Source organism: Pseudomonas sp. UW4 (assembly GCF_000316175.1).
Taxonomy (GTDB): domain Bacteria; phylum Pseudomonadota; class Gammaproteobacteria; order Pseudomonadales; family Pseudomonadaceae; genus Aquipseudomonas; species Aquipseudomonas laurylsulfatiphila.
Genome location: NC_019670.1, coordinates 5,023,906 through 5,035,612, shown reverse-complemented (window position 1 = coordinate 5,035,612; position 11,707 = coordinate 5,023,906). Strand labels below are relative to the sequence as shown.

The 11,707-nt window shown below is 60.4% G+C and carries 9 protein-coding genes; 3 read left to right on the top strand and 6 right to left on the bottom strand.

The window, feature by feature from the left end:
* Window positions 1–115 precede the first annotated feature (115 nt).
* The 3 genes from PPUTUW4_RS22225 to PPUTUW4_RS30425 are packed head-to-tail and all read left to right on the top strand — an operon-like array spanning window position 116 to window position 1,732.
* Window positions 116–784, top strand: coding sequence for a class I SAM-dependent methyltransferase (locus tag PPUTUW4_RS22225; protein ID WP_015096672.1), 669 nt, complete (start codon window positions 116–118; stop codon window positions 782–784).
* A 4-nt stretch (window positions 785–788) separates the two neighbouring features.
* A complete protein-coding gene (locus tag PPUTUW4_RS22220) occupies window positions 789–1,502 on the top strand; it encodes a lipopolysaccharide kinase InaA family protein (protein WP_015096671.1) in 714 nt (237 codons plus the stop codon).
* 2 nt (window positions 1,503–1,504) lie between these two features.
* A complete protein-coding gene (locus PPUTUW4_RS30425) occupies window positions 1,505–1,732 on the top strand; it encodes a hypothetical protein (RefSeq protein WP_015096670.1) in 228 nt (75 codons plus the stop codon).
* A 182-nt stretch (window positions 1,733–1,914) separates the two neighbouring features.
* On the opposite strand, the gene PPUTUW4_RS22215 is transcribed toward PPUTUW4_RS30425, so the two are convergent.
* The 6 genes from PPUTUW4_RS22215 to PPUTUW4_RS22190 form a co-directional block, all read right to left on the bottom strand.
* Window positions 1,915–4,941 (bottom strand): multidrug efflux RND transporter permease subunit, encoded by a 3,027-nt coding sequence (locus tag PPUTUW4_RS22215; RefSeq protein ID WP_015096669.1) that lies wholly within the window; start codon window positions 4,939–4,941, stop codon window positions 1,915–1,917.
* Between the two features lie 13 nt (window positions 4,942–4,954).
* The gene (locus PPUTUW4_RS22210) at window positions 4,955–6,103 is read right to left on the bottom strand and encodes an efflux RND transporter periplasmic adaptor subunit (RefSeq protein ID WP_015096668.1); all 1,149 of its coding nucleotides are present in this window, start codon (window positions 6,101–6,103) and stop codon (window positions 4,955–4,957) included.
* Window positions 6,104–6,302: 199 nt separating this feature from the next.
* A complete protein-coding gene (locus PPUTUW4_RS22205) occupies window positions 6,303–7,403 on the bottom strand; it encodes a DUF1513 domain-containing protein (protein WP_015096667.1) in 1,101 nt (366 codons plus the stop codon).
* A gap of 14 nt (window positions 7,404–7,417) precedes the next feature.
* On the bottom strand, window positions 7,418–8,482 hold the full coding sequence (locus tag PPUTUW4_RS22200; RefSeq protein ID WP_015096666.1) for an imelysin family protein: 1,065 nt from the start codon (window positions 8,480–8,482) through the stop codon (window positions 7,418–7,420).
* A gap of 27 nt (window positions 8,483–8,509) precedes the next feature.
* Window positions 8,510–9,937, bottom strand: a complete 1,428-nt coding sequence (locus tag PPUTUW4_RS22195; RefSeq protein ID WP_015096665.1) for a di-heme oxidoredictase family protein — start codon at window positions 9,935–9,937, stop codon at window positions 8,510–8,512.
* 283 nt (window positions 9,938–10,220) lie between these two features.
* A complete protein-coding gene (locus tag PPUTUW4_RS22190; protein WP_015096664.1) occupies window positions 10,221–11,564 on the bottom strand; it encodes an imelysin family protein in 1,344 nt (447 codons plus the stop codon).
* Window positions 11,565–11,707: the final 143 nt, after the last annotated feature.

Below are 11,707 nucleotides of genomic sequence, written 5' to 3'. Positions count from 1 at the left end.
GTAAAACCCTGTAATAATTCCGGGTTTCCCATAACGATATTTTCACAAATGGATGACCAGTCACCGACACCACAAAATCTAAGGTAGTTGCATCAGAAGTTCAGGAGCCCTGATGATGGACGGCCCGATCAAGCTCGATTTTTCAGAAAAGTACGACGATCAACACGCGCAACGCTATTTGCGCAAACACCAGGAAGGTCTCGGCCGTCGATTGTCTCACTGGCGTGACGAACAACTGGCGCGCAAGGCGCTGGCCTTGGCTGGCGAGCCTGGTCTGGTCCTCGATTTGCCTTGTGGTGCAGGGCGTTTCTGGCCCTTGTTGGCGGAAAAATCCAACCGTGTGATCATCGGTGCCGATAACTCGAAGTCCATGCTGAAGGTCGCAACCCAGGCGCAACCGGCCGATGTGGTGAAGCGGGTACAACCCTTGCACACGTCTGCATTCGACATCGCCTTGCCGGACAACGCCGTCGACAGCATTTTTTGCATGCGCTTGCTCCACCACATCGGTGAAGCCGGGCATCGCATGGCTATTTTGCGTGAGTTCGAGCGGGTTTCCCGCGACAGCGTGATCCTTTCGCTGTGGGTCGATGGCAACTTCAAGGCCTGGAAACGCAAGCGTTCGGAGAAAACCCGTGGGCAGGAAGGTTACCAAAACCGGTTTGTGTTACCGGCCGCTACTGTAGAGACGGAGTTTGAGCAGGCGGGTTTCCGAATCCAGGAACAACTGGACTTTTTGCCGCTCTATGCCATGTGGCGAGTTTACGTATTACGCAAGAGGTAACAGGATGGCAGTGCAGTGTGCAGCAGAGACGGAAGTCGTTCCCCAGGACCGCTTCGATTACTTCTGGAATCAGCGCGGTGAATGGGTAGAAGAGCCCAACGTCCGTCGCGGCGGGGAAAGCGGCGTTCAACGCCTGATGGGCAACGATGGTCAACTGCTCTACGTCAAGCGCCAGACCGGGCATATCCATCGTAGCTTGCAGCACCCTTTCGGGCGGCCTACGGTCATGCGCGAGCATGCCGCGCTCACCGGTGTGACCGCGCTTGGCGTACGGGTTCCGGAAATCGTTTTCTGTGGGGCACAGCGCGATCCTGTGCACAAGTGGCGTGCCTTGCTGGTCACCAAGTCGCTGGACGGCTTCGAGGAAATCGATCGCTGGTACGCCGGTGGCGGTCGCGAACGTCATGGTGAAGCCATACACGAACGAGTGCTCAAGGACCTGGCTGAAAACCTGGCTCGCATGCACAAGGGCCGCTGGCAGCACGGTTGCCTTTACGACAAGCACGTATTCGTTCGCGTGACCGGTGAGGGCGAGACGGCCAAGGTCGAAGTGGCCCTGATCGATCTGGAGAAATGCCGACAGCGTTTGACGGCCCATCGCGCAGCTGTCCATGACTTGAAGCAATTGCGTCGCCACTCGTCGTTCAGCGACGCAGACTGGAAAAAGCTCGTCTACTTTTATGAGGCGGCGTTTGGCAGCGCTATCAAGGGTTTATAGCGATGAAACTCGAAATTGCACGAGGTTTGTTTCTGGTAGGAGCCTTGGCAGTTGCATCGATCGCGATGGCAACCTGGGAGCAACCACGCCCCCAGGTTCTCAGCTCGATAAGCGCAGAAGAACATTGTCCGTTGCCGCGGGTTGCGAAGGCATCCGTGGCCACTCGACCCGATCATGATCTATTGCTTTTCATGTTCGGACTTTCTCAGGGACTGAGGCCGCAAAGTTGAACCGATTGAAGCCAAAATGAAAAGGCCTCGCACCGACGAGGCCTTTTTTTTTGCCCGGATTTTCAACCTGCACGATTCAATGTGGGAGCGGGCTTGCTCGCGAAAGCGGCTCAACATTCAACAACGATGTTGTCTGACACACCGCTTTCGCGAGTAAGCCCGCTCCCACAGGTTTTTCTGCATCAGGGTTTATCCGGTTTGGCCAGCATCGTGTAGATGCAAGGCAACACAAACAGGGTGAACAACGTGCCGATCGACATGCCGGTCGCGATAACCGTACCGATGTCGAACCGGCTGACCGCGCCAGCACCGGTGGCGATGATCAATGGCACCATGCCAAACACCATCGCCGCGGTGGTCATCAACACCGGACGCAGGCGGATCGCCGCCGCTTCCTCCACCGCTTCCCGTGCCGTCAGGCCCTTGTCCTTGCGTAGCTGGTTGGCGAACTCGACGATCAGAATGCCGTGCTTGCTGATCAGCCCGATCAACGTCACCAGCCCGACCTGGGTGTAGATGTTCATGCTCGACCACCCCAGGAACAGCGGAATCAACGCGCCGCAGATGGACAGGGGCACGGTGACCAGGATCACCAGCGGGTCGCGGAAGCTTTCGAACTGCGCCGCCAACACCAGGAAAATGATCGCCAGTGCCAGGGCAAAGGTGACCCACAGGGCGCTGCCTTCCTGTACGTACTGCCTCGACGCGCCGGCGTAGTCGAAGGCAAAACCGACCGGTGCTTCTTCGCGGGCGATCTGGCGCACGAGGTCGATGGCTTCCCCCATGCTCACCAGCGGCACGCCGGACAGGATGGCGGAGTTGAGTTGCTGGAACTGGTTCAGCTGTCTCGGTCGAGCGCGGTCGGTGACCGTGATCAGGGTCGACAATGCCAACAGCTCGCCCTGGGTGTTTTTCACGTAGTAATTGTTCAGCCAGTCCGGATTGTCGCGGAACGTTCGCTCGACCTGGGCAATGACCTTGTAGCTGCGACCTTCGATGGTGAATCGGTTGATCTCGCCTTCACCCAGCAGAGTTGCCAGGGTTCCCCCCAGATCCTGCATGGAAACCCCCATCTGCGCTGCCTTGGCGCGGTCGATATCCACCACCACTTCCGGCTTGTCGAAGGCCAGGTCAACGTCGACAAATGCAAACTTGCCGGATTCCATCGCCCGTTTTTTTACCCGGTCGACCACTTGCAGCAGCAGTTCGTAATCGTTGGAGGAGTTGATGACGAACTGAAACGGCAAGCCTTCGCCGGTGCCCGGCAGGGACGGCAGGTTGAAGCCGAAGATCTGCAGCCCCGGGATCTTTTCCAGTTTGGCCTGCACCTCGGGCAGGATCTCCATTTGCGTGCGACTGCGATCGTCCCATGGCTTGAGCAGGAAACCGCCGATGCCCGATTGCACGCCGGTGAAACCGTTGATCTGGAATGACGAGTAGTACTCGGGAAACGACTTGAAGATCGCGACGAACTCGTCGGTGTAGGTGTTCAGGTAGTCGAGGTTGGTCGGTTGCGGGGCGTTGGCAATCATGAAAATGATGCCCTGGTCCTCATCCGGCGCCAGTTCCGATTTGGTGAACTTGAGAAGGACCGGAATCAGGCACAACACGATCACGGCGAACACCAGCACTACCGGGCGGGTGTTGAGGGTGCCGTGAAGCATGCTCTGGTAGCGGCGCTTGAGGCGTTCGAAAATCATGTCCAGGCGATGGGCCAGGCCACTGGGGTTCTCGTCGTGACGCAGCAGAAACGCACACATCATCGGCGACAGGGTGAGGGCGACGATGCCGGAAATCACCACCGCGCCGGCCAGGGTCAGGGCGAACTCCTTGAACAGCGCCCCGGTCAGGCCGGTCAGGAAACCGATCGGCGCATACACCGCCGCCAGGGTGATGGTCATCGAGATCACCGGCATGGCGATTTCCCGGGCGCCTTCAATGGCGGCATCGAACGGCGTCTTGCCTTCCTCGATGTGGCGATGAATGTTTTCCACCACCACGATGGCGTCGTCCACCACCAGGCCGATGGCCAATACCATCGCCAGCAGGGTGAGCAGGTTGATCGAGTACCCCATCATCTGCATGAAGAACATGACGCCGATCATCGACAGCGGGATGGTCACCACCGGGATCACCACCGAGCGCAGGGCGCCAAGGAACAGGAACACCACCACGATCACGATCAGCACCGCTTCGAACAGGGTCTTCACCACTTCGTCGATCGAGGCCTGGATGAACAGCGTGGCGTCGTAGGCGATTTCACCCTTGAGGTTCGGCGGTAGCTGGGCCTCAAGTTCCGGCATGATCTTGCGCACTTCCTTGATCACATCCAGCGGGTTGGCGGCAGGTGTCGCCTTGATGCCGATGTACACCGAAGGGGTGCCACCGAAGGAGCTGATGGAGTCGTAGTTTTCCGCACCCATTTCCACGCGTGCCACATCCCGCAGCAGCACACGGCTGTCGCCATCGACCTTGAGCGGAATCGCCCCGAAGGCTTCGGCGGACTTGAGTTCGGTATTGGCGTTGATGCTGGTGACCACGTATTCGCCTTTCACCTCGCCGGCAGCCGAGAGGAAGTTGTACTGGCGCACCGCGTTCGTCACATCGCTGGCACTGAGGCCGAAACCCGCGAGCTTCACCGGATCCAGCCACAGGCGCATGGCAAATACCTGGTTGCCGAGGATTTCGGCCTCGGCCATTCCGGGCAAGGTCGCCAGTTTGGGCTGGATCACCCGCGACAGGTAATCGGTAATCTGTGGGTTGCTCAATTCCTTGCTGAAGAAACTCATGTACATCAGCACTGACGCATTGGCAGATTCTTTGCTCAGCACCGGGTCTTCTGCGTCCTGGGGCAACTGGTTCTTGACCTCGTTGGCCTTGGCCAGCAGTTCGGTAAACAGGCGGTCGCTGTTGGAGCCGATGCGCGCGTAGATCGAGATCACCGAGAAATTCTGGCGACTGACCGAGGTCATGTAGTCGATGCCTTCGGCGCTGGCCAGGCTTTGCTGCATCGGTTGGGTGATGTAGCCCTGGATGGTCTCGGCGTTGGCCCCGGGGTAGGCGGTGGTCACCGTGATCAGGGCGTTTTCCATTTGCGGGTACTGGCGCAGCGGCAGCTTGCTCCAGGCCTGGAAGCCCAGCAGCACAATCAGCAGGCTGACCACGGTTGCGAGAACCGGGCGGCGAATGAACGGATCGGTAAAAGCCATAGGGATTCCTTGATCAGTCCGCGCGAGGCGGGCTGTTCTGCCCGGTCAGGGTCTTGTCGTCGCTGATGGCAATGTGTGCGCCGTTATCCAGTTTGAGCTGGCCGGCGGTCACCACTTTCTCGCCGTTCTGCACGCCTTTGGTGATCATCACTTGCCCATCGCGGCGTTCGCCGGTCTCGACAAACCGCCGTTCGGCGATCAGCACCGGTTGGCCCTTGTCGTCCTTTACCAGGCTGCCATCTTCGGCCTTCTTTGGTACGGCCACATACACCGAGTTGCCGTAGAGCGTGTAGGTAATCGCGCTTTCCGGCACCACGATGCGCGGTTGCGGGTCGGGCAGGAGCACCTGGAGGTTGGCGAACATGCCTGGCATCAACTTGCCATCGGGGTTGGCCAGGGTGGCGCGGACCTGCACGTTACGGGTGCTGTTCTCGACTTTGGGGTTGATTGCACTGATGGTGCCCGGGTACTCCTGGTTCGGATACGCCGCGACAATGACCTGCACTGGCTGGCCGAGTGCAATCTTCGGCACCGACTGCTCGGGCACAAAAAAGTCCACATACAGGCTACTGAGGTCTTGCAGGGTGGCGATCATGGTGCCACTGGCAAGATAGTCGCCAACGTCTACCTGACGAATGCCGATGGTCCCGCTGAAGGGCGCGAGGATGCTTTTTTTGCCGAGCGCAGCCTTGAGTTGATTGACCGTGGCCCTGCTCTTCTTCAGCACCGCCGAAAGTCGGTCGAACTCGCCTTTGGAAATGGCCTGGCTGCCGACCAGTTGGCTACCGCGACCGTAATCGAGCTGTGCCAGCCCGAGGTCGGCCAGAGCCGTTTCCAGCAGGGCACTTTCAACGGCGCTGTCCAGGCGCAGGAGTGGTTGACCGGCCTTGACCTTTTGCCCTGACTCAAATTGCAAATCGATGACGGTGCCATCGGTCTCCAGGCTCAGGTCCACGCCCTGCAATGCCTTGAGCGTGCCAACGGTAGGCAGGCGGGCTTGCCACGGGCGCTCGGTGGCGGTGGCCACGGCAACGCTGATGGCCGGTTTAGGCGCAGAGAAGCCTTGAACCATCGTGTAGATCGAGAAGGCTTTGTACGCGGCCAGGACCAGCACAATCAGTAGAACCACACCCAACATGATCAGCATGCGGCGACGCAGCATATTCCAGTTCCTTGGAGAAAATCAGGTGAGACAGCAGGGCACATTACCGGGAGTCTAGAGGTAATCCAACTGCCGTTTTTACAGGTTGTGAGGTATTAGAGGGGGGAAAGCCTGAAAAGATTCGCCGTCTTGGGTCGCACTGCGGGGTGTACGTCATCCCGATGCCGGCGCGGCCCAAGGCGGCGATCTTTTCAATGATTCAGGCCATCAGATGCAGATGGTTGTCCCAGAGCCCTGCGGGTAGCTCCAGCGGTTTGGCGACCAGGTTTGTCTGGCGGCAGTCGTAGTAACGGCAGCGCCCCTGGCCCGAGGTCACGACAAAACCATCGGCCACGGCGCCGACCCCGGCGCAATCGGGCAGGGGGGCATCCAGGCGTACTTCACCGCTGTCCAGGTCCCAGATGAAGAAGCGGTTGCCCCGCGGCGCAGTCAACGCCACCAGGCGCAAGTCGTTGTGCACCGCGACGCTGGCGGTGTAGTGCCCCATGGCCTGCAACTGGTGCTCGGGCACCGGGAACGCCACGAAGGGCTGGCCGGGCCGCTTGATCGCCAACAGCTCCGACGACTCGTGGGCCGCGCCCATGAACTGTTGGCTGGCGACGATGGTGCCGTCGCTGGCGATGGCCAGATGGCGCACGCTGTTCATCTGCTGGGCGAGGGTTTCCTTGCTCAGCAGGGTGCCGTCACGTTGCATCAGGACCAGGCTCGGTTCCATGGCGTTGAGGTTCATCTCCACCCGGCTTTCGGCCTCGGTGCGAATCCCGCCGTTGGCCACCACCAGGGTTTCGCCATCGGGCATCCACGACACCTGGTGCGGACCCAGGCCGTGGGTGGAAATCTCGCCGCTGTGCACCAGCCTTTCGCCTTCGAACTTATACACACCGAGCAGGCCGCGGCCCGGATCGGTGGTGTCATTTTCGGTGGCGTACAGCCAGTCGCCGCTGTGGTGAATGACCGCGTGTCCGTAGAAGTGCCGGTTTGGCTGCGACACCACGGTTTGCAGGAGCGCGCCGTCGCGCAGGTCGATCAGGTAGCTCTCGGTGCCCGGGCGGCGGGCGACGAACAGTGCAATGGGTTGTGTCGGGTGGTTGATGATGTCGTGGCAACGCTGGCCGACCCGGGTGGCGAACACCTGGGTGCCATCGAGCCGATAACCGACGGCGTAATGCTGGCCATCGGTATCGTCCCGTGCCGAAAGCAACAACGGACTCTTGTCCTTTTGCTTGAACAGCTTCCAGCCGCCCAGCGTCACCGCACCCAGCAGCAAACTCCCTAATGTCAGAACCTGGCGTCGCAGCATGGAACTGGCCCTCATCAGTCACCGTCGTTGGCGTTGAAGCCCAGCTGGATGCCCAATGCCTTGGCCAGATCGGCCTCGTGCAGGCGATGGACGACGTTGAGGCTGTCATACAGCTCGTTGAGTTGCTGGCGGCCGGCCTCGTCATTGAGCATGTCAGTCAGCGAGCGCTGGTTGCCGGCAAACAGTTTCAGCGAGGCGGCATAGGCGGCATCGATCTTGTCGGCCAACGGCTTCTGCTCGCTTGGCAACAGTCCGCGCAGGCCTTTGTTATCCACACCTTCCCAGACCGTTTTGGCGGCCGCGAGGCTGGCTTCGAGGCTGGTCAGGGACGACTGGCTGCGCCAGGCATCGGCCTGGAACGGTTGTGGCACGCCCTTGCTCTGGCGACCCATCGGCGTGCCGAGCTTTTTCTTCAGGGTGTCGATGGCGGTGACTTGAACCCGCAGCAGATCGGCGATCGCTTCGTGGGAGTCGGCGTAACGCTGGTTGGGGAATTTGCTCATCTGCGCGAGCATGCCGTCAGTGTTGTTCCAGCTATGCAGAATGTCTTCGGCCAACAGTTTCTGGCGCTCACCGATGGCGACCAGCAGCGGGCAGTATTTGCTCTTCTGCTCAGCGTTGGCCACGTCAGGCTTGCTGTCGAACAGTATGTATTCGTAGGCCGAGAGGCCTTGCACCACGACGCTGGATTTGACCAGGGCGGCGGCATCGATCTGCGGCTGGGCGCTGACCAGTTGCTCGACCTGACGGCCGACCAGGTTTTTCTTGTCCGGCCAGAACTGCACTTGCCACGAGCGGTTGCCTTCGGCCAACGGCCCGATCAGCAGCGGTTGCAGCTCGGCCCAGGCTTTTTGCGCATGCAGGAAGTCGGCACGGGCGGTTTCCAGGGTTTCCTTGCCTTCGCAGTAGGCGAGGGCGCTGACTGCCAATTGACGGTCGGCTTCAACCCAGCGGGTGTAGGTCGGCAGGATCACCGACTTGGCGATGGCCGCCGACGTGACCGCTTGCGGATCCTGGGGCGAGCAGGCGCCCAGGGCGAGGGCGGCAAGGCTGGTGAACAATAGTTTGGGACGGAACATGTCGGGCTCCCGCGAGTGGAATGCGTGTTAAAGGGAATTCAGGAACGCCAGCAACGCGGCGCGCTGCTCGGCATTGAAAGACAAAACCTGTTGCTGCGCCGCTGTTGCCTCGCCGCCATGCCAGAGCACGGCTTCGAGCAGGTTGCGGGCGCGGCCGTCGTGCAGGAACTGGGTGTGGCCGCTGACCGCCTGTGTCAGGCCGATGCCCCACAACGGCGGGGTGCGCCATTCGCGGCCACTGGCCTGGAATTCGCTACGGTTGTCGGCCAGGCCGTCGCCCATGTCATGCAGCAGCAGATCGCTGTATGGGCGAATCACTTGATTGGCCAGTTCAGGTTCGGCGGCGTTGGCGGCGGTGGTGTATTTCGGTGTGTGACAGGACTGGCAGCCGGCCTGATAGAACAGGGTTTTACCGGCCAGCACTTCAGGTGCGTTGACGTCACGACGGGCCGGTACGGCGAGGTTACGGCTGTAGAACAGCACCAGACGCAGGATGTTATCGCTGACTTCCGGCTCGCCATCGGGGCCGTTGCCACTCGGTGCCTGTTTGCAGGCGGTTTGCGCGTCCGTGCAGTCATCAAAGGGCCGCAGGCTGGTCGTGAGGCCCATATCGCCCGAAAACGCGTGAACATTTTGCTGATTGAGGTTCGGTTGTCCGGCTTTCCAGCCAAATCGTCCAAGCACAGTCTTTTGCTCAGCGTCATCCCAGACCCGGTTTGGTCGTCCGCTGATGCCATTGTTCGCCTTGGCCTGTGCCTCGGCGTTGGCCAGGATCGCCTCGTCAGGGATCGCCTCGAGCAGGCCCAGGCCAATCATCGGCGGCGCTACGCGCGCCGAGAAACGGGTATCGGGATGCATCGGGCCGTAGCCCAGTTGGGTGATGTTCAGGCTCGTTTTGCGCAGCTCGACTTCGGTGCCGTCCTTGAAGCGAACCGGCACGGCGGTGTAATCGACCCGCACTTTGCCTTCGGGGGCCACGCCGGGTACGGCCATGTCCTGGAACTGACCGCCGTAGACGGGCTCCGGCACTACGCCGATCTGCTCGATGACCCTGGCATACGCCGGGGTGTCGGGAATCGACAGGCGTACCAGCATCGACACGGCGTTCACATCGTCCGCAGTCGGCGGATGGCCGCGGCCGTCCTTGATGTGACAGCCCTGGCAGGCATTGGTGTTGAACAGCGGGCCGAGACCATCGCGCGCGGTCGTTGTCGAAGGGGCGATCACCCAAGGGCTGCGGAAGAAGCTGTTGCCAACGCTGAAATCCACACGCCGGGACGGCGGCAGGTTCGCCGAGGGCATGGAAAACGCGTTCTGATCGCTCTTGCGCACCGTCGCACTGCCTCCGGAGCGGGCTTCACCGGGTTCTGCCTGGGTGAATTTCGGGGCGTCATCGCAGGCACTCAGGCCCAGGGCCAGAAACAGTGCGGACAAGCGAAGAGGCAGCGAGGGCATCAGGGATCCTGCAAGACGAGCAAAACAAGGGCGCAAAGTCTAACAGGGGATAAGAATTTGAATAAGAGGAATTATCGTTTGCTTGATGTGGGGCAGGGTTTATCTGGAAACGATGACCCCTCTGTGGGAGCGAGCTTGCTCGCGATGGGGCCATCATGACCAATATCAATGTTGAATGTGCTACCGCTATCGCGAGCAAGCTCGCTCCCACAGGGGATGAGCTGTGGCGGACACAAAAAAGGCGACCCGAAGGTCGCCTTTCTACTCACTCAGCCAGCGTTGATCAGAATTCGTGATCAGCGTTGTCCGGGTTCAGGTCGTTGATGCCCAGTTTGCCAGCGGCGGCTTCGATCGAACCGGTCTGCTTGACCAGCGCAGCGATGGCGTCACGGACGATCTGATTGCCTGCGGTGTTGCCGGCAGCGATCAACTGGTCGTAGTGCTCGCCCTTGTTGGCGTGGTCGACCATGACTTGAAGCTTGGCTTCGGTAGCGGCCAGGTCGTCCTTGAGCGCGGTGTCGGCAGCCGGATCGGCCTTGGCCACCAGGGACGACAGGCTGGCGCCGGTCATTTTGGTGCCGTCGACACGGGTGTATTCGCCCAGGTACACGTTACGAATGCCCTTGGCATCGTAGAAGTGCGAGTTGTGGGTGTTGTCGCTGAAGCAATCCTGTTCGTCTTCAGGGGAATTGGCTTCCAGGGAAACCTTCATGCGCTCGCCCGCCAGTTCGCCCAGGGACAGACTGCCCATGCCGAACAGCATTTTGCGCAGGCCGGTTTCAGCCGGTTCCGCTTCCAGAGTGGCGCGGTAGTTGTCGGCCACGTTCGGCTTCCAGTTGCCGACCATTTCTTCCAGATCGCTGACCAGCAGCTGAGTCACGGACTTCAGGTAGGCACGACGACGATCATTGTGACCGCCTGTAGCCCCTTTGCCTTCCAGGTAGTCCGAAGCCGGACGGTTGCCGGCGCCAGGGCCGGTGCCGTTCAGGTCCTGGCCCCAGAGCAGGAATTCGATGGCGTGGTAACCGGTGGCGACGTTGGCCTCGGAACCGCCCAGCTCGTTCAGGCTGGCGAGTTTTTCCGGGGTGATGTCTTTGACGTCGACCTTGTCTTCGCCGATCTGCACTTCAGTGTTGGCGATGATGTTGGCGGTGGCGCCCGGGTTGCCCAAGGCGTGCTCGTAGGACTTGTCGACGTAGTCGATCAGGCCTTCGTCCAGCGGCCAGGCGTTCAGCTGACCTTCCCAGTCATCAACGATGGTGTTGCCGAAGCGGAACACTTCGCTCTGCAGGTAAGGCACGCGAGCGGCAACCCAGGCAGCCTTGGCGGCTTTCAGGGTGTCGGCGTTCGGTTTGGCGAGGAAGGCATCTACGGCGGTTTGCAGGGTCTTCGCGGTGGATTCGGCATCGCTGTAAACGGCGAAAACGATGTCGGCGTAGTGAGCGACAACGGCTTTGGCGGCGGCTTCGTCGATTTTACCGGCAGCGGCAGGTGCAGCAGCCGGGGCGGCCGCGGTGCTGGCAGCTGGCGCAGGCGCGGCAGCTTTTTCTTTGTCACCTTCGCCGCAACCGGCGAGGGAAATAGCGATGGCCAACAGACTGGCGGTAGCCAGAGGCATACGAATCATGGCGAACATCCTGCTTCGATAGGGGGTGGAGTGGCGCTATGCGCACGCAAAACTGCGACATAATGCAAATCTTTCGCATTATGTGTAAAGGGTTGTAGGTGGAAATATTTCTTATTCACTGTAGGAGCGAGCTTGCTCGCGAT